This window comes from Streptomyces sp. NBC_00433, from assembly GCA_036015235.1.
Lineage (GTDB): Bacteria > Actinomycetota > Actinomycetes > Streptomycetales > Streptomycetaceae > Actinacidiphila.
In genome coordinates, this window is record CP107926.1 from 6,419,284 (window position 1) to 6,437,884 (window position 18,601).

Consider the following 18,601-nt stretch of genomic DNA (forward strand, 5'->3'; position numbering starts at 1 on the left):
TTCAGTCCTCCGCCTGGTGGCGCAGCGCCGCCGCGGGTTCGCCGTGCCGCGCCGCGGTGGCGACGAGGACCAGCAGCGGGGCGGCGAGGAGCACGGCGAGCAGTTCGGCGAGCCGGCCCAGCGGCAGCTCGATCACCAGCGGCGGGACGGGGCGGGTGGCCTGCCCGGTCAGCACGATCAGCGGGGTGATCAGCCGGGTCAGGAAGGTGCCGAGCGCCAGGCCCACGGCGAGCGAGACGACGACGAGCAGGCCCTGCTCGGCGGCCAGCATCCGGGCGAGTTTCCGGCGTGGTGCCCCCAGCGCCCGCAGCACCGCGAATTCGGTGCGGCGCTCGCGGGCCGCGCCCATCGCGCCGACCGCGAAGCCGACCGCGGCCAGTACCGCCGCCGCGATCACCGCGGCGGGCAGCGCCGACTGCGGGCCCGCGCCCAGCGGGTCGGCGCGCAGGCCCGCCGCCGTCTCGGCGCGGTCGAGCACGGTGTCCACGTCGGTACGGGCGCGCAGCGCGGCCGCGGCGCGGCTCGCGGCGCCCGGCGCGGTGCCCAGCCACCATTCCGTGGGCTGGACCGGCAGGGTGTCGGCGGCGGCCAGTACCCGGTTGACGGCCCGCAGGTCGAGCAGCAGCGCGCCCGCCTCGCCGGCCGGGTCGGTGCCCGGCAGGGCCCGCACCGCCGAGCTGACGACCACCGGCGCCGTCACATCGCCGAGTTGCACCTGGACGGTGTCGCCGACCTTGGCGCCGACCGCCCGCAGGTAGCCCTCGGTGGCCACTGCCTTGAGCCGTGGGGGCGCCGGGGCGTGGGGGCTCACCCGCACTGTTCCGCCGTTCTCCTGGAAAGCGTCGGTGGCGCCGGGGAGATTGCCGGTCCCGTAGCCGAAGGACAGCAGCGCGGCGCCGCCGACCCGGGCGTCGTCGGCGCTGGGGGGGACGGTGCCGGGGATGTCGCCGAGCGAGCTGTCGTCGAAGTCCGCCGTGGCGCCCCAGGCCCCGCCGTCCGGTGCCCGCAGTGCCGCCACCGTGCCGTCCGCCAGGGTGGCCTGGGCGGAGGCGAGGGTGAGGACCCGGCTCTCGGACGGGGCGGGCACCTGGTAGGAGGACTCGACCCTCACCAGCCGCAGCGGGCCCGCGGGGGTGCCCTTGCCCGCGGCGGTGGCCAGGTCGAGGGTCAGGGTGTGCGGGCGGCCGTCCGGCGGCAGGTCGCCGAGCGCGAAGTCGTACGGCACGCCCTCGGCGTCCACCACGGAGACGGTGATGTGGTCCGGCCGGTCGTCGGCGCCCGCGGGCCGGCCATGGGCCGCAATGGCCGTCAGGGTGGCCCGGAAGGCCACCTGGCGGGCTGCGGCGTCGATCGCGAGGCCCCGGTCGTCGGGTGCGGTACGCAGCGGTGCCAGCAGCGCGGGCAGCGGGCGGCCGTCGGTCAGGTCGGACCTGAGGCGCATCGCGCCCGCGGCCTTCGCGGTGTCCACGACCAGGACGGTGGCGTGCTGGTCGCCCGGCAGCAGCAGGCTCTCGCGGGCGGCGGGCGCGGCCGCGGTGACGCCGGGCACTGCGGTGAAGATGCCGGCCTGGCCGAAGGGCGGCGTCGTCATGCCGGTCACCCGCAGGTCGGCGCCCACGGCGAAGTCGGCCTGGTCGCGCTGCGAGCGGTCCCAACTGGCGCCCTGCCCGATGGAGAACATGCCCATCGCCACAGCCAGCACCAGCAGCAGCGCGGCCGCGGCGCCGCGCCGGGGGCGGCGGGCCAGCTGCCATCCGGCCAGCGCCAGGGCGAGGCCGCTGCCGCGGGCGGCGCGGCGCTCGCCGAGCCGGGCCGCGGGCGGCAGCAGCCGCAGCACCAGCACGGTGCCGGCCAGCAGGCACAGCGCGGGCGCGGCCACCAGCACGGGGTCGATGCCGAGGCCGCCCGACCTGTCGGAATTCAGCGCGCCGCTGCCCGAGGCCCGGCGCTGGAGCTGCCAGTACGCGACGCCGGCGATCACCAGCAGGGCGAGGTCGGCGCCGGCCTGCAGCACGCCCGGCAGGCCGCCGCGCCGGGTGCGCGCGGTGGTGGCGGTGGAGCGCAGCGCGGGCACGACCACCGCGAGCGCGCAGGCCAGCGCGGCGGCGCCGGCCACCAGCCAGGCGCCGCCCGCGCTGCCGCCGTCGAGGGTGATCCCGGTGCGGGCCATGGCGCCGGTGCCCGCCAGCAGCCGGGTGACCGGTCCTGCGAGCAGTGGCGCGACCACTGCCGCGGGCAGTGCCAGGAGCGCGGCCTCACCGGCGGCGAGCCGGGCCACCCGGCCGCGCGAGCCGCCGCGGGCGCGCAGCAGCGCCGTCTCGCCGGCCCTTTCCTCGGCGAGCAGTTGGGCGACCAGCAGCAGGGCGAAGGCGGCGAGGATGATCAGCTGGAAGGCGCCGATGAGCAGCGTGGAGCGGGTCACCAGCAGGCTGCGGCGCAGGCCGTCGAGCAGGTCGGGCAGTGCGGTGGTGGCCTGTGCCGCGCCGGTGGCCTTGTCGGCCTTCAGCCGCGCGGTGGTGTCCTGCACGGCCGCTTGGAGGGTGTCGATACGGCCGGCGCTCGCGCCGCGGAAGTCGCCGGTTGCCTGCCAGGACATCTCGTCGGCGGTGACCCGCCCGGAGGCGAAGGTGCCGGGGTCGGCGAGCAGCGGCCCGTAGGTGGTGAAGGCGAGGGTGTGGACGCCGCGCCCGGCGAGCGGGTCGAGCTGCCAGTAGGGCGAGTCGAGGTCGGCGGGGCGGTAGACACCGGTGACCACGATCCGCAGCGGCGGCCCGCCGAGCCGGTCGGCCAGCGTGATGCGCCGGCCCGCGGCAATGTGCAGCGCCCTTGAGACGGTCTCCGGCACTGCCACGTCGACGGTGTCCGCGCCCTTGGCGGCGGCGGCCGGCCAGCTCCCGCCGACGAGTTCCAGCCGCGCCCGGTCGAAGGTCTCCAGCAGGGTCAGATCAGGGGCGGTGTCCTTGGCCGGGCTCGCCGGACGCAGCGCCAGGGGCAGACCGTAGGGGCCGGACCTGGTGCTGGCGCTGACCTGCGAGGGCAGCGTGCCGAAGGCCCGGTCCAACTCGCCGCGTATCGCCTTGTCGAGAGCCGCCGGGTCCTTGCCGGTCAGGGACGCCTTGACGTCGAAGGTCGACTTGTCGGCAGCCTGGTGCTGGAGGGTGCGGCGCAGGGCGGCGTCGCCTATCGCGCCGGTGTAGGAGGCCAGGGTCGCCAGCACGCAGGTGGTCAGCACCACGGTGAGCAGGGCGGCAGCCAGCAGCAGCCGGTGGGCGCGGACGCGCAGCAGTACGAATCCGGTCACCCGTGCTGCCCCTGTCCTGTCATGATCGGATGCTCTCAACAAAAGGGGGCGGGCCGAAACATGTCGAGGATTGTCGCAATACGATCGTGACCGACCGCGAATGAGCGCCCGCTCAGCCGGGGGTGTTCACCATCGAGGCGGCGGCATACACCAGGTAGTCCCACAGTTGCCGCTCGTGTTCGGGCGCCAGGTCCAGCTCGTCGACCGCCGCGCGCATGTGGCGCAGCCAGGCGTCGTGTGCGCTTCTGTCGACCTGGAAGGGCGCGTGGCGCATCCGCAGCCGCGGGTGGCCGCGCTCGTCGCTGTACGTCCGCGGGCCGCCCCAGTACTGCGACAGGAACAGCCGCAGCCGCTCCTCCGCCGGGCCGAGGTCCTCCTCGGGATACATCGCGCGCAGGTCGGGGTCGTCCGCCACGCCCTGGTAGAAGCGGTGTACGAGCCGGCGGAAGGTGTCCTCGCCACCGACCAGCTCGTAGAACGTCTGCTGCTCGACCGTGCCGTGCGGGATGTCAGTCACACCACCATGGTCGCAGACGGCCCGGCCGAGGACCCGGGTCGTAGGACCCCTGCCGCGGGGGCAGGATGGAGGCATGGCCGGGTCGGGTCAGGACCAGCGCTTCCGGGTGGCGGCGACCGCGCTGCGGCACCGGATGGTGCGCCGCATCGTCTCCGGCGGCGGGCTCACCGACCCGGCATGGCGGGCCGCCTTCGCGGAGGTGCCGCGGCACCTGTTCGTGCCGGAGTACTACCGAGGCGTCGCCGACGCCGGATACGGGCGCTATACCGCGGACGACCCCGACGCGCGGCGGCGGCTGCGCTGGCTGACGGGCGCCTACTGCGACCAGCCGATCGCCACCCATGTCGCGGCCGGCGAGCTGGTCTCCTCAAGCAGCCAGCCGTCGCTGATGGCGCTGATGTGCGAGGCGCTCGACGTCCGCGAGGGCCAGCGGGTGCTGGAGATCGGCGCGGGCACCGGCTACAACGCGGCGCTGCTCGCACACCGGCTCGGCGGGACGGGCGCGGTGACGACCGTCGACCTGGACGCCGCGATCGCCGCCTCGGCACGCGAGCACCTGGCCGCCTACGGCACCGCCGAGGCCCTGTCGGTGACCGTCGTCACCGGCGACGGGGCGCTCGGCTTCCCGGCGGGGGCGCCGTACGACCGGGTGATCGCGACCTGCGAGCTGCCCGCGGTGCCGCCGGCCTGGATCGGGCAGTGCCGGCCGGGCGCGCGGATCCTGGCGCCCTTCGCGACCGGGCTGGTGCTGCTGACCGTGCTGGGGCACGGCAAGGCCGAGGGGCGCTTCCTTCCCACACCGGCGTATTTCGTGCCGCTGCGCGGCCGGGGGGCCGGCATGCCGCCGCCCGCGGTGGGCGGCGAGCCCTCGCTGCACGACCGGCACCCGGCACGTCACCGCTTCGGGCTGACCGTCGAGGGCCGCCGCCAGTGGGTCTGGCTCGACAGTCCGGACGGGCCCGACACCTGGCCGGTGCCGGCCGCCCCGGCATGAGCGGCGGAACCGGACGAAGTCGGTCGGGCGCGGTCAGATCCGGCGGATGGTGATGGTCGTCCAGGCGCCGACGTGGACGCGGTCGCCCTCGGCCAGCGGGATCGGGGTGTAGGCGGGGATCGGGTCCTCGGCGAGGTTGACCGTCGTGCCGTTGGTCGAGTCCTGGTCGACCACCGACCAGGAGCCGTCGGGCTGCTGGACCAGCACCGCGTGCTTGTGGGAGACCCCGGGGTCCTCCGGGGCGCGGGACAGGTCGATGTCGGGAGCCTCGCGCGTGCTGTGCCGCTGCCGGCCGATGGTGATCTGGTGGCCGGTCAGCGGCAGCTCGAACTCGGGGGAGAAGGCCGGGAAGTACAGGCCGCTCGCGTCGGGGCCGCTGCGGGCCATCACCGCGGTGAAATACTCCCGGTCCGCGGCGATCACCGCCAGCCACGCGGTGCCCCTGCCGGGCGCAGGCTGCGGCGCGGCCGGGGACGAGGCGGGGCCGTGCGGCGGCGCGGGGGCGGCCGTCGCCGCGCTCGGCGGGTCGAGCAGGAAGTCGCCCGAGCCCGAGGTCACCGTGACCGACTCCGACGGCAGCGGCTCCGCGGGCCGGTTGACCCGGGAGGGCCGCGACAGCTGCGAGTCGTAGCGCTGGTAGGGCGGCCGGTCCGGTGCGGTCGGGGTGATGTGCGGCGGCTGCGGGACGAAGGTGGTGGCCGAATGCGTCTGGAAGTTGTAGCGGCACTCCTCGCAGAAGAGCGCCATGCCCTCCCGCGGCGTCCCGCACGCCGGGCACAGCTGCCCGGACCCCTGGCCCCCCGCGCCCGCCGGGTCGTAGCCGAAGGCAGGCTGCGGGGAGACCGGCGGCGTCGAGGAGGAGGACGCCGCCGACGACGGGGGCCGTGAGCTGTACGACGAGGACGGCGGCGCGGGCATCCGCATGCCGCAGGTCTCGCACCAGTCGGTGGCCGTGGACTCGTGGCCGTTAGGACAAAGCATCGTGCCGGCTCCCCCTCCGCCCCCCGGGGCGGATCCGCAGGTTGTGCGCGAAGCTACTGCGTGACGCCGCCCACCGGCGTCCCTCCTGCGCTATTTCTTCACCCGCACGGTCTTCGTCGACCGTGTCTCCAGGGTCATCTCGTCGGCGTCGGCGACGCGGGCCTTGAGCCGCACAGTACCGCTCGCCGCGTCGACGACGTCGACCACCTTCGCCAGCAGCTTCGCCGTGTCCTCGTTGCCCGAGGCGCTGGCCAGCTGCACCGCGCGGCCCAGTTTGGCCGTCGCGCCGTCCATGTCACCGGACTTGCGCGCCTCCAGGCCCTGCTGGATGACCTGGGCCAGCTCCGCCTGGCCCGTGTAGTGCGCGACCTGCGGGTTGATCCGGGTGGACGCCGCCATGTCGTCGGTCCACAGCGCCCGCACCAGGCCCTGCGCCAGCACCTGCGGGGTGCCGTCGGGCTGCGGCAGCACCAGCGACAGCCGGGCGGCGAGCATCTCCTGGCCGACGCCGGCATCGGGCACCCGCACGCACACGTGGTAGTCGCGGGACTCGTCGCCCCACGAACCGGTCGGGTAGTCGCCGGCCCGCGGTCCCGCCTCGGTGCGGCGGGCGGTCAGGTCCTCCACGGCCGGGGCGACCTGCTTGACGAAGGCGATCTCGGAGCCCTGCGGGGTCCACAGCCGCAGGCTGACGTCGGCGATCTCCTTGCCCATCGCCTTCTCCATCATGGCCTGGAAGTCGGCCGCCAGGCCCGCGGGGTCGGCGACGATGTCCGCCGAGCCGAGCAGCGCGGAGGCGATCCCGGTCAGCTCCTTGACCTCCCAGTCGGTGCCCACACCGCGGGCGTCGCAGGTGAAGCGGCCCGCGCAGGTGTCGAGGGCGGACTGCAGCTCCTCCGGCTTCTCGTGCTCGTTGCGGCCGTCGGTCAGCAGGATCCCGTGGCGTATCGCCGCGTCGCCCGACGACAGCAGCTTGTCGGCCAGCCGCAGCCAGGTGCCGATCGCGGTGCCGCCGCCGGCGGTGAGCCGCCGCAGCGCCTGCTTGGCCTGGGCGCGGGTCTCGGGACCGGCCACCGCCAGGCCGCCGTTGGCCGGATAGACCTCGCGCGCCACATGGGTGCCGCCGATGACGGCGAAGGCGACGCCGTCGCGTATGGCGTCGATCGCGACGGCCGTCGCGTCCCGCGCGTTGCGCATCTTGGTCGGCGGATACTCCATCGAACCCGAGCAGTCGACCATGATCACCACACCGGCGTCCGCCGCGCCGCCCCCGCCGGCGGGGGCGCCCGGCATCGGGTGGCCGCCGGTGGTGCCGCCGCCGGTCGAGGTGACCGTCACGATGGCGTTGACCTCACGGCCGCCCTCCGGCAGGTATTCGTTCTGATAAACGTCGACCGAGAACAGCGGCACGTTCGACTTCGAGAGAATGGCCATCGCTTCCTGCGCTCCTTAAAGCCCTTTCACAGCCCCGCCCAGCTTTTCCGGAAGCTACGCGGGTGGGAATCCTGCCCGGGACACGGCGGCCGGGAACGGCAGCACCGCGACCGTTACGTTGTCGTGGCCGCCGCCGTCCAGCGCGACACCCAGCAGGGTGCGCGCGCTGTGCAGCGGGCGGCTGCGCGCGTCGACCGGAATCGCCTCGGCCATCTCGGCGGGCGACTCGGCGTAATTCCACAGCCCGTCGGTGCACACCACGATCACCCCGGGGCCCTCCGGCCGGAAGGCGGCCACATGCGGGTCGACCTCGATGGCGTCCGCGCCCAGCCAGCCGGTGATCGCGTGCGCCCGCTCGTCGGCGTACGCCTCCGCCTCCGACATCAGGCCCGCCGCGACCATCCTGGCCGCCCACGAGTCGTCCTCGGTCAGCCGCGCGGCGGGCAGCGTACGGTCGTCGGGGATCCAGTACGCGCGGCTGTCGCCGATCCAGCCCACCGTGAAGACCGGTCCCGTCACGACCGCGCTGACGCACGTGCAGGCCGGGGCGTTGTGGTGCGGGACACCGCCCGGCGGCTCCTCCTCGGCGGCCAGCGCGGTCACCGCCTCGAAGGCCGACATCAGGGCCGCGCGCATCGCGTCCTCCGCCGGGGTGCCGCGCTCCAGCGACGCGAGCAGCGACTCGCGGCCGGCGACGGACGCGGCCGCCGAGGCGTCGTCGGGGCGGTAGGCGGTGGACACGCCGTCGCACACCACCGCGGCCACCGCGGGGCTGCCGTCCGGCAGGCAGGCCGTGGCCAGCGCGAAGGCGTCCTCGTTGCGGTGGTGCCGCAGGCCGCGGTCGCTGACCGCCGCCACACCTTCCAACTCCTGCTCCTGGTGGTCGCGCTGGCGCGGCTGGGCGTGGCCGCAGTGCTCGCAGTAGCCGTCGTCGTCCACCCCGCCCAGCCCGCACGCCACACACACCGGTCCCTCGGGCACAGGGGGCTCCTCCTCGCGCGGGTCGGACACCCGGGCGCCGGGCAGCGGGACGCCGAGCGCGAGGGTGTCGCCGTCGTCCGCCGCGGGCGCCCTGGCCGGCTTGGGCGGTGCCAGGACGAAGGCGTCCGTCGCCGGGCCCTCCATGTCGGCGGCCGGCGCGGCAGCCGGCGGCGCCGCGGGAGCGGGCGGTACCGCGGCAGCCGACGGCGGTGCGGTCAGGTCGAGACCGCAGCTCCCGCAGTAGCGGTCGTCCGCGTCCAGCGGGTCGGCGCAGTCGGGGCACAGGGACGGCGTGACGGACTGTGTCGCCCGCGCCGACTCGGGGAGTGGTGGCATCTGGTTACACCCACGTCCTGGGGCGGAAGCGGTTGGCGCGTTCCACCAGTTCGATCCTCGTACTGCCCTGCTGGGCGAGCCTTGCCAGGACCCGGTACGAGCGTTCGAGGCCGAACCGCAGGCCCCGCTCGGTCATGTCGGCGCCGAGCACGACCTGGGCGCCGGATGCCGACGACGGTACGCCCGCGGGCGCCGCGGTGTGCTCCCCGACACGGCCGGCGAGCACCCAGTCCAGTGCGCTGCCCAGCACCTCGGTGGCCAACTGCTCGCGCCGGTCGGAGTCCAGGCCCTGCCGCTGCAGCGACTCGACCTGGAGTCCCGCGGCCCGCAGGTCGGTCAGCAGCGGCTCGTGCGGCGAACGGTCCCGCAGCCGGGCCCTGATGGCGGCGACCCGCGCGGCCGTGTAGTGGATGGACGACTCCGGCACCGACTCCAGCGCGGCGACCGCGCCCGCCCGGTCGCCGGACGCGAGCAGCACCCGGGCCAGGCCGAAGGCGGCGCTGACGTAGCTGTGGTCGCCGATCCACACCAGCCGGTAATATTCCGCGGCATTGTCCAGCTGGCGCAGCACCTCGGCGCACACGCCCAGCGCCAGCTTCGGCGCGGGCTCGCCGGGGAAGGCGTCGTAGACCGCGTCGAAGCTCAGCGCGGCCGTCTCGTGGTCGCCGGTGCACAGCGCGACGAGGCCGCGGTGCCACACCACCCGCCAGTCCGCGTGGTCGTCGGGGTCGGCGAGCGAGCCGAGCACGTGCTGGGCGCCCTGGGCGTCGCCGAGTTCGAGCCGGGCGCGGACCTCGCGCAGCCGCCGCTCGACCGAGTCGACCGTCGCCGACTGCAGGGCGGTGACCATCTCGCCGGGGGCCGCGGCGGAAAGACCCGCCAGGAAGCCCGCGTTGGGGTCGCCGGGGTCGACGTGCGGCACGGGCAGCGCGAGGACGGCCGCGGTGGTGTCGAGCCGGGCGACCACCGGGAGCGGCGGCTGCCCCCACGACGGGGCGGCCGCCGCGGCCGGATAGCCGCCGGGGCCCGGAAGTTGCGCCGGCACCGCGCCGGCCGGCAGCCCGGGGCCCATTGCCGAGCCGGCTCCTATCGCCGAGCCTTGGCCTATTGCCGAGCCGTTCGGGCCCGCGCCGTTCGCCCCGCCTTGTGCGGCGGACTGCGCGCCGGCCTTGTCGCGGCGTCTGGCCGCCTTCTCCAGCGCCCGGTCGGCGCCGAGCGCCGAGGTGTCACCGGCCACCGCGCGGACCAGCTCGGTGTCCACCACCCGCAGTTCCGGGCCGAAAAGGGTGGACAGGGCGGGCCGCTGCACCCCGGTCTCCAGGGCGACGATCTCCCGCAGCACCCCGAGCAGCTGGTCGGACATCTCCTCGGCGGAGGCGAACCGCTTGCCGGGGTCGGGGTCGGTGGCCCGCACCAGCAGCCGGTAGAAGGACTCGTAGCGGGAGAAGACCTCGATGTTGCCCGGGTCGGGCAGGCTGTCGACGAAGACGTTCGTGTAGCCCTGGAAGTCGAAGGTCAGCACCGCGAGGGTGCGGGCGACGGTGTAGAGGTCGGAGGCGACCGACGGGCCGACCTCGGCGACCTCGGGGGCCTGGTAGCCGACCGTGCCGTAGATCGCCGACTCGGTGTCGTCCATGCGGCGGACCGCGCCCATGTCGATGAGTTCGAGCCGGTCCTCGGTCTGGATCGCGTTGTCGACCTTGAAGTCGCAGTAGAGAAGGTTGCGGCTGTGCAGGTGGCCGAGCGCCTCCAGCGCCTCGATGGCGAAGGCGATGGCCTGCGCGACCGGCAGCGGGGCACGCCTGCCCTCGGGGGTGCGGCGCTCGTTGGCGATCTCCTTGAGCGACTTGCCGCCGACGTAGGCCATCACGATGTAGCCGTCGAGGGTGCCGGTGCGCTGGTCCAGGTGCTCGACGAAGTTGTAGATCCGGACGATGTTGGGGTGCTCGATCTCGGCCAGGAAGCGCCGCTCGGAGACCGCCGCGGCGAGCGCGTCCTCGTCGCCGGTGTCCAGCAGGCCCTTGAGCACCACCCAGCGGTCGGAGACCGCGCGGTCCACCGCCAGGTAGATCCAGCCGAGCCCGCCGTGCGCCAGGCAGCCCACCACGTGGTACTGCCCGTGCACCACGTCGCCGGGGCGCAGCTTGGGCGAGAAGGAGTACGGGTGCCCGCACTTGGTGCAGAAGCCCTCGGTGCGCCCCGGGCGGTCGCCGCGGCTGCGGCCCACCGGCGCCCCGCAGTCGCCTTTGCTGCAGAAGCGTTTGCGCTCCGGCACCTCGGGGTTGGCCAGCACCGCGGCGGCCGGGTCGGGCCGGGGCACGGTGGGGACGCTGACCAGGCCGGCGCCGAGTTTGCCGCGCCCGGTGCCCGACGAGCCGCTGCGGCTGCTGCGCACCGACACCGAGCGGCCGGTGGCGGACCCCGTCAGGGCCTGCGAGAGCCGGCCCGACACCGAGCGCCGCGAGGCCCGGGAGGACGACTTGGAGGACCGCGAGGAGGTGGAGGTGGACGTACGCCCCGAGTCGGCGCCCGGCGCGCGCGGCGGCTGCGCGGCGGACGGGCCGGGCACGGGCGGCGCGGCGGCGGCCGGCAGCGGCGCGAGGCCGCAGGTGTCGCAGTACAGGTCGCCGCCGCCCATGTCCTCCAAGGTCCCGCCGCAACCCGGCCGTTGGCACTTGCTCACTGTGTCCCCCTCAGCCTTTCCCCTGGTGTGCCACCGCGGCCGGACCCGGGTCCGGCGCCGTCGCGCAGCCCCTCACGGCCCCGTCCCGACCGGCAGGACCGGGTCCGTACCCGCTACGACGGTCGTACCGTACGCGACGGTTGCGAATGCCGCGGGAACAGCGGGGGACACCCGCGCGCACCGCCGGTCACCGCCGGTCCTGCGGCGGGTGCTGGGCGCCGCTCTCGGCCACCGCCTGCTGGTAGCGCTGCACGGTCCGCTCCGCCGCCGCCAGGTCGCAGGGCGCGCTCCACAGCAACCGCCGCGCCTGGTCGTAGCGTTCGATCAGCAGCGGGTCCTCGGCCATGCCGAGCCTGGCGACCTTCGCGCGGTAGGCGTCGAGCCGGCCGCGCAGCTCGGCGCGCACCGCCAGCGGGGCGGTCACCGCCGTCAGCGACTCCCTGGCCCGCAGCAACTCGTCGTCGGCGTGCTCCTCCAGGCTGTCGAGCAGCGGCGAGAGCCGGTGCCACTGCGCGGACCTGGTGAATTCCTCGGCCATCGCGAGCCGTTCGTGCAGGACGGACGCAGGGCCGCTGACGGCGGGCACATCGGAGGCGAGGATCTTCGAGAGCACCTCCACACGGGCGCTGCGCGCCTCGGTCAGGGTGCGGTCCGCGCGGGACAGCACATCGCGCAGCCGCCCGAGCCGGTGCTTCGCGTCGTCCCTGACGTGCATCACCGCCTCGACCTCGCGGCGGATGCCGTCCAGCTGCCGGCCGGCCTGCTCGTAGCGCGAGGTGTCGGGGCGGCCGGGTGTGGGCCTGGCCCGCCAGAAGGCCAGCGGATCGGACACGCTCTGCGCGCGCAGCTCGGTCAGCTCCGCGACCAGCGCCTCCAGTTCGTCGCCCGACGGGTGCGCCCCCGGGCGCACCCCCACCGAGTCGGCGAGCGAGCGCACCCGCTGCGTCTCGGCGGCCAGCAGGTCGATCCTGGCGGGCAGCGCCGACCATACGGAGTCGGCGGCGGCGACCGTCTCCATCGCCTGCTCGTACCAGCTGTTCATCCGGGCGAGCAGCTGCTCCAGGGTGAACCGCTCGGTCAGCCGGGCGGGTCCGGTCAGCGAGCGGGCGGCGTCGGGGACGGCCGCGCCGGTCACGCTGACGCCCGCGCCGCGCAGCAGCTCGGTGAGCTGCCGCAGCTCGGTCTGGGTCGGCCAGCGGCGGCGGGAGCGGATCTCCCGGGCGGTGGTCAGGGCGTCGGTGTACGCCTCGAAGTGCGTCCACAGCGCGGTGATCGCCGCGTCGGTCTGCGCCCAGCGCTCCTTGGTGACGCCGGTCAGCTCGGCGCCTTCGAGGAGCCGGCGGCCCGAATGGTCCTGGAGGGAGAGCAGCGAGGACTCGATCGCCTCGTACTCGGTGGCGAGCCGTGCCAGGGCACGGTCGACGTCCTCGCGTCCCATCACCGGCCCGGATGGTCCAGCGACCGCCATCACGCCCTCTCTTCCCACCAGACCCCTGCCCTATTTGTACAACGGCGTGGGCGGCTTGATGCCCGGCAGGTCGTCCTCCAGCCAGTGGTGGTACGAGGCCTGCCACGAACCGTCGGCACGATAGGCGTTGAGCACCTTGTTGACCCGCCGCACCAGGTCGGTGTCGGTCAGTTTCATGGCCACACCGTACGGCTCGTCGGTGACGGTCTTCCCCACCAGGTGCACCGTCGGGTCCTGGGCGGCCTGTCCCGCACCGAGCGCGTTGTCGGTGAAGACCGCGTCGGCCAGGTGGAGTTGGAGCCGCACCAGGCAGTCGAGCTGGTTGGCGACGAGCATCACCTTGGCGCCGTGGTCGTCGCTCTGCAGTTTCTTCTCACCCGTCGAACCCGTCGCGGTGCAGACGGTCCTGCCCTTGAGGGAGTCGTCGAAGCCGGTGATCGAGGAGTTGTCCGAGGTCAGGATCTGCTGGCCGGCGGTGAAGTAGGCGGTGGAGAAGGCGACGTCCTTGATCCGCTCGCAGTTGATCGTCATCGTGCGGACCACCATGTCGACCGTGCCGGCCTTGATGTCCTTGATCCGGTCCGCGGTGGGCACCGTCAGGTACTGCACCGCGTTCTCGTCGCCCAGGATGTCCTTGGCTATGGCCTTGACGAGGTCGATGTCGAAGCCGGCGAGGTCGCCGGTGGCCGGGTCGCGGAAGCCCCACAGGTAGCTGTTCTGGTCGACGCCGACCTTCAGCTTGCCGTATTCCCTGATCCGGGCCACCGCGGCGCCCGAGGTGCTGCCCTGGTAGGGGTCGAGGCTGCGCTCGGGCTGCGAGCAGGTGTCCGAGTCGTCCTGCACCGCCGCGTACTGGGCCCTGGCCACCTGGCCGGGGCGCCCCGCGGACACGGGCGCCGGGTCGTCCCGCAGCGGGACGAGTGCGCCGAGGAGGGCCAGTGCGCAGGCCGCCGCCATCCCTGCGACTCCGCCCCAGCCGCGCCGATGTCCGCCCACCGTCCGTCTCCTTCCCGCTCCCGCCGCGTCCGTACGCGGTGTCTCCGGCATCCCGGTCACCGGTATTCCGACAGCCGGCGGCCGATGCCGAGCAGCGCGCCCGCCGCGGCGATCACCGCGAGGGCCGCCGCGCCGTACGGCAGCAGCGTCAGGGCGCCGCGGCCGCTGTCCGCGGCGGCCTTGAACTCGTCCTGTTCGTGCGCGACCGCCTTCTGCAGGTTCGCGTCGACCGCGTCGAAGCAGGAGCCGGTCGTCTGGTCCACCGTCTTGCCGCTGCTGTCCTTGCCGCCGATGACCTTGGCGACGGCCGTGGTGTAGTCCCCGTCCTTGTCGCTCTTGCGCTCGGCGGTGTGCCGGGCCCGCCAGGTCTGCACGCCGGTGATCGCCGCGTTGACGGGATCGCTGCCCGCCGAGTCGTCCGCCAGTTGCAGCGCCTCGGCCAGCTCGCCGCCCACGCCCTTGGGGTCCTTGCCGGCGAGCAGGCTCATGCCGGTGGTGAAGTTGGTCTCGTAGTCGTCGCCGGAACCGCGGGCCACCAGGGTCAGGTTCTCGTCGCCGCGGGCCTGCAGGACGCTGATCCGCGCGTTGTTGAGCACCTGCATCGAGCGGGCGCCGTGCGCGGCGGAGTTCTCCAGCTCCGCGCGTGCCACGGTGTGCCCGGCGACGAGCCACAGCAGCACCACCGCGGATGCGGCACTGGCCGCCAGCATGCCCTGGTTGAACACCCGGTTGGTCCGCCGGTAATGGCGGCGCTGCGCCCACAACAGGGCGCCGAGCGCGACCACGCCCAGCCCCCAGGACACGTAGGGCAGTGCCTTGGCGTGGACGTAGTCGCGGCCGAGGCGGTCGTTCTCGATCTGGTAGAGCCGGTCGGCCGAGGCCAGCAGGCCGCCGGGCATGCGCATCTGGCTGTTGGCATAGCGCAGGTAGGCGCCGCCGACCGGCAGGCCCTGCCGGTTGTTGGTCTGTGCGGCGGTCACCAGCTCGACGTACTTGGGCAGCTGCCAGTTGAGCGCGGATATCTGCGCGCGGGCCTGCGGGGAGCCCTCGCTGTTGGCCGCGGCCTCGGTGATCAGCTTGGAGGCGTGGGTGATGTCCTTCTCGTAGCGGTCCGAGACATCCTTGGGCTGCTCGCCGCCGACCAGGAAGCCGCCGGTGACGGTGGCGTCCGCGTCGGCGAGCGAGCGGTAGATCTCCGCGGCCGTCGCGCTGAGCGGGGCGCTGTGCTTGACGACGTTGTCCGCCGCGGTGGAACGGTCGGTGACCTGCAACGCGGTGGTCGCGCCGAAGGCCACCACCAGCACCGCGAGCGCGGCGCCGATGATCCGCAGCCGGCCGGGCTCGGTGGTGGCCGCGGCCCGCAGCCGGGCGGCCGACTCCGCCCAGGCACGCCGCCGGCCCGGTCCCGGAGCGCCCGGCGGTGGCGCGGGCACGGTGCCGCGCGGAGCGGGCACTCCCGCTCCGATGCGCACGTCAGGGCCCGCGCTCCCGGTCGGCGTGTGCGTCACATACCCTCCCCCGGGTCCGACTTGCCGCCATGCGGAAGTCACGCTTGTCAGGCAGCAGTATGGCCGCAGCCGAGGCCATACCTCCAGCGGGCGTGTGATCTTGACCGGTCACCACCCGCCTCCGACTGGTCACACGCCCCCCGCGCGGGTTCGGTTCCGCCGCGGCCCCGATCGCTCCTGACGACGGCTCAGCCGTAGTGCGCCCGCAGTGTGGCGTGCGCCTGCGGCGGCGCCGCCAGCTGGTCGAGGCCCAGCAGGGCCGCGCCCAGCACCGGCGGCGCGGTCACCACCTTGGTCCGCGCCTTGGGGGCGCGGGCGGTGAGCCGCTCGGCGAGAGTGTCCATCAGATACGGGTTGCGGGCGGCCATCACCCCGCCGCCGAGCACCACGTCCGCCTCCTCGCCGAGCAGGTCGAGGCGGCCGAGCGCCACCACGGCGAGCGCCGCGATCTCCTCGGCCTGCCGCGCCAGGATCGTCCTCGCCACCGGGTCGCCGGCGTCCGAGGTCGCGAAGAGCACCGGCGTCAGCTCGTACTTCCGCTCGGCCGGCAGCACCTCCAGGTGCAGCGCCTCGATCAGCGCGTACATCGACCCGAGGCCGAAGTGCGCGGGCAGCGTACGGGCCAGGTCGGTCGGTTCGCCGCGGCCGTCCTCGGCCCTGGCGGCGTACCACAGCGCCTCGTCGGCCAGTCCGGAACCGCCGCCCCAGTCACCGGATATCTTGCCGATCGCCGGGAACCTGGCGGTGCGTCCGTCCGGCAGCATGCCGACGCAGTTGATGCCCGCGCCGCACACCACCGCCACACCGCGCGGCTCGTCGACGCCGGCCCGCAGGATCGCGAAGGTGTCGTTGGCGACCCGGGTGGTGTGCGCCCAGCCGCGGGCGTGCACGGCCGCCTCCAGGCGCTGCTCCTCGACGGGCAGGTCGGCGTTGGCCAGGCACGCCGAGGTGTACGCGGCCAGCGGCCGTCCGCCGCCCGCGCCCTCCCGGGTGTCGAGCCCGGCGTCCGCCGCCGCCCGTGCCACGATCTCGGCCACCGCGGCGACGGCGGGGCCGACACCGACCACGGGCGGCTGGAAGCCGCCGCCGCGGGCGGCGCCGAGCACCCGCCCGTCGGCGGCCACGAGCGCCACGTCGGTCTTGCTGTTGCCCGCGTCGATGGCGAGCACGCCGCCGGGGACGAGCGGCGGCTGGGGGGCCCTCCCAGGCCGAAGGCTCTGGGGGGTGTTCAGGCCCACGCGAAGTGCTCCCGGTTGTGCGCGATGAGACGGTCGGTCAGCTGCTCGGCCAGGTCGTACTGCCCGATCAGCGGGTGGGCGAGCAGCGCGGTGAAGACCCGGTCCCTGCCGCCGCGCAGGGCGGCGTCCAGCGCCAGGTCCTCGTAGGCGGTCACGTTGGCGATCAGCCCGGCGTAGAGCGGCTCCACCGGCGCGACCGGCAGCGGCTCGGCGCCGTCGCCGTTCACCGTGGCGGGCACCTCGATGACGGCGTCGTCCGGCAGGAAGGGCAGGGTGCCGTTGTTGTACGTGTTGACGACCTGGATGTCGCCGGACGTGGGAACGTGGGCCGCCCGCAGCAGGGACGAGGCGAGGTCCACGGCCGCCTCCGAGTAGAAGGCGCCGCCGCGCTTGGCCAGCAGCGCCGGCTTCTCGTCGAGAGCCGGGTCGCCGTACATCTCCAGCAGTTCCCTCTCCATCGCGGCGACCTGCGAGGCCCGCGAGGGCGCGGTCCGCAGCTCGCGCACCACCTCGTCGTGCGCGTAGAAATAGCGCAGGTAGTAGGAGGGGACGACGCCGAGCCGGTCGAGGACCGGGCGCGGCAGGTGCAGATCCGCGGCGATGGCGTCGCCGTGCTCGGCGAGCAGCTTGGGCAGCACGTCCTCGCCGTCGGGGCCGCCGATGCGCACCCCGCGCTCCCAGGTCAGGTGGTTGAGCCCGACGTGGTCGAGATGCACCTGGTCGGGCGCCACGCCGAGCTTCTCGGCGAAGCGGCGCTGGAAGCCGATCGCCACATTGCACAGCCCGACGCTCTTGTGCCCGGCCTGGAGCAGCGCCCGGGTGACGATGCCGACGGGGTTGGTGAAGTCGATGATCCAGGCGTCCGGCGCGGCCCGCCTGACCCGCTCGGCGATGTCCAGCACCACCGGCACCGTACGCATCGCCTTCGCGAGGCCGCCCGCGCCGGTGGTCTCCTGGCCGACGCAGCCGCATTCCAGCGGCCACGTCTCGTCCTGGTTGCGCGCGGCCTGGCCGCCGACCCGCAGCTGCAGCAGCACCGCGTCGGCGCCTGCCACGCCCGCCTCCAGGTCGGAGGTGGTGACGATACGGCCGGGGTGGCCCTGCTTGGCGAAGATCCGCCGGGCCAGCCCGCCGACCAGGTCCAGACGGTGCGCGTCCGGGTCGATCAGCGCCAGCTCCTCGACGGGCAGGGTGTCGCGCAGCCGCGCGAACCCGTCGATCAGCTCGGGGGTGTACGTGGACCCGCCGCCCACGACTGCCAGTTTCATCCCTTGACTCCCGTCAGGGTCACGCCTTCGATGAAGGCCTTTTGCGCGAAGAAGAAGACCGCGATCACCGGCGCCATCACCAGGACGGTCGCGGCCATTGTCAGGTTCCAGTTGGTGTGGTGTGCCCCCTTGAAGGACTCCAGCCCGTAACTCAGTGTCCAGGCGGCCGGGTTGGAACTGGCGTAGATCTGCGGACCGAAGTAGTCGTTCCAGCAGTAGAAGAACTGGAAGAGCGCGACCGCGGCGATGGCCGGGCGGATCATCGGCACGATCACCGTGACCAGGGTGCGCAGTTCACCGCAGCCGTCCACCCTGGCCGCCTCGGTGTACTCCTTGGGGATGGTCAGCAGGAACTGGCGCAGCAGGAAGATGGTGAAGGCGTCGCCGAAGGCCATCGGGATGATCAGCGGCCACAGGGTGCCGTCCATGCCGAGCTGCTTGGTCCAGAACAGGTACATCGGGATGATGATCACCTGGGGCGGCAGCATCATCGTGGAGATGACCAGCACCATGACCAGGTTGCGGCCGCGGAAGCGGAATTTGGCCAGCGCGTAGGCCACCGGCAGCGAGGACACCACGGTGAGCACGGTGCCGGACACGGCGTAGACCAGGGTGTTGCGCCACCAGGTGAGGAAGCCCGGGGTGTCCCACACGGTGCGGAAGTTGGACCACTGCCAGGAGTGCGGCCACAGGTCCCTGGTGAGGGCCTGGTTGTCGCTCATCACCGCGGTGAGGAAGACGAAGACGAAGGGCAGCACGAAGAAGGCGGCGGCCGCCAGGCCGAGCGAGTGCACGGCGATCCAGTGCAGCCGTGCCTTGCGGCGGGCGGTGCGCCGGGCGCGCGTGTCGGCGGGGCGGGCGGGTGCGGAGACGGGGTCGAGAAGCGCTTGGGTCAT

At 74.1% G+C, this 18,601-nt stretch carries 13 protein-coding genes; 1 reads left to right on the forward strand and 12 read right to left on the reverse strand.

The genetic code is table 11. The features are described from left to right. Window position 1: 1 nt before the first annotated feature. Both OG900_27360 and OG900_27365 read right to left on the reverse strand, forming a co-directional pair. Window positions 2–3,301 (reverse strand): ABC transporter permease, encoded by a 3,300-nt coding sequence (locus OG900_27360; protein ID WUH93464.1) that lies wholly within the window; start codon window positions 3,299–3,301, stop codon window positions 2–4. Between the two features lie 112 nt (window positions 3,302–3,413). After that, window positions 3,414–3,818, reverse strand: a complete 405-nt coding sequence (locus tag OG900_27365) for a globin (GenBank protein ID WUH93465.1) — start codon at window positions 3,816–3,818, stop codon at window positions 3,414–3,416. Between the two features lie 73 nt (window positions 3,819–3,891). Between OG900_27365 and OG900_27370 the strand changes: the two genes are divergently transcribed. Continuing rightward, entirely contained in the window at window positions 3,892–4,812 is a 921-nt protein-coding gene (locus OG900_27370; protein WUH93466.1) for a methyltransferase domain-containing protein, read from the forward strand. 33 nt (window positions 4,813–4,845) lie between these two features. Here the strand turns inward: OG900_27370 and OG900_27375 are convergent, their stop codons facing one another. The 10 genes from OG900_27375 to OG900_27420 all read right to left on the reverse strand — a co-directional run bounded on the left by OG900_27375 (window position 4,846) and on the right by OG900_27420 (window position 18,601). Beyond that, window positions 4,846–5,793, reverse strand: a complete 948-nt coding sequence (locus OG900_27375; protein WUH93467.1) for an FHA domain-containing protein — start codon at window positions 5,791–5,793, stop codon at window positions 4,846–4,848. Between the two features lie 90 nt (window positions 5,794–5,883). Next, window positions 5,884–7,227 (reverse strand): VWA domain-containing protein, encoded by a 1,344-nt coding sequence (locus OG900_27380; protein WUH93468.1) that lies wholly within the window; start codon window positions 7,225–7,227, stop codon window positions 5,884–5,886. 54 nt (window positions 7,228–7,281) lie between these two features. Beyond that, the gene (locus tag OG900_27385; protein ID WUH93469.1) at window positions 7,282–8,544 is read right to left on the reverse strand and encodes a protein phosphatase 2C domain-containing protein; all 1,263 of its coding nucleotides are present in this window, start codon (window positions 8,542–8,544) and stop codon (window positions 7,282–7,284) included. Between the two features lie 4 nt (window positions 8,545–8,548). Beyond that, a complete protein-coding gene (locus OG900_27390; GenBank protein WUH93470.1) occupies window positions 8,549–11,182 on the reverse strand; it encodes a serine/threonine-protein kinase PknG in 2,634 nt (877 codons plus the stop codon). Between the two features lie 232 nt (window positions 11,183–11,414). Then, complete coding sequence (locus tag OG900_27395) at window positions 11,415–12,695, reverse strand: hypothetical protein (protein ID WUH93471.1); 1,281 nt, start codon at window positions 12,693–12,695, stop codon at window positions 11,415–11,417. A 30-nt stretch (window positions 12,696–12,725) separates the two neighbouring features. Beyond that, entirely contained in the window at window positions 12,726–13,652 is a 927-nt protein-coding gene (locus OG900_27400; GenBank protein WUH95947.1) for a glutamate ABC transporter substrate-binding protein, read from the reverse strand. A gap of 95 nt (window positions 13,653–13,747) precedes the next feature. Next, window positions 13,748–15,199 (reverse strand): hypothetical protein, encoded by a 1,452-nt coding sequence (locus OG900_27405; GenBank protein WUH93472.1) that lies wholly within the window; start codon window positions 15,197–15,199, stop codon window positions 13,748–13,750. A gap of 188 nt (window positions 15,200–15,387) precedes the next feature. Beyond that, window positions 15,388–16,368 carry an ATPase gene (locus OG900_27410; GenBank protein ID WUH95948.1) on the reverse strand — a complete coding sequence of 327 codons (981 nt, stop codon included), beginning with the start codon at window positions 16,366–16,368 and terminating at the stop codon, window positions 15,388–15,390. 59 nt (window positions 16,369–16,427) lie between these two features. Then, window positions 16,428–17,705: a 6-phospho-beta-glucosidase gene (locus OG900_27415; protein ID WUH93473.1), complete on the reverse strand. Its 1,278-nt coding sequence runs from the start codon at window positions 17,703–17,705 to the stop codon at window positions 16,428–16,430. Further along, window positions 17,702–18,601, reverse strand: coding sequence for a carbohydrate ABC transporter permease (locus OG900_27420; protein ID WUH93474.1), 900 nt, complete (start codon window positions 18,599–18,601; stop codon window positions 17,702–17,704). The genes OG900_27415 and OG900_27420 overlap by 4 nt, the downstream gene beginning before the upstream one ends.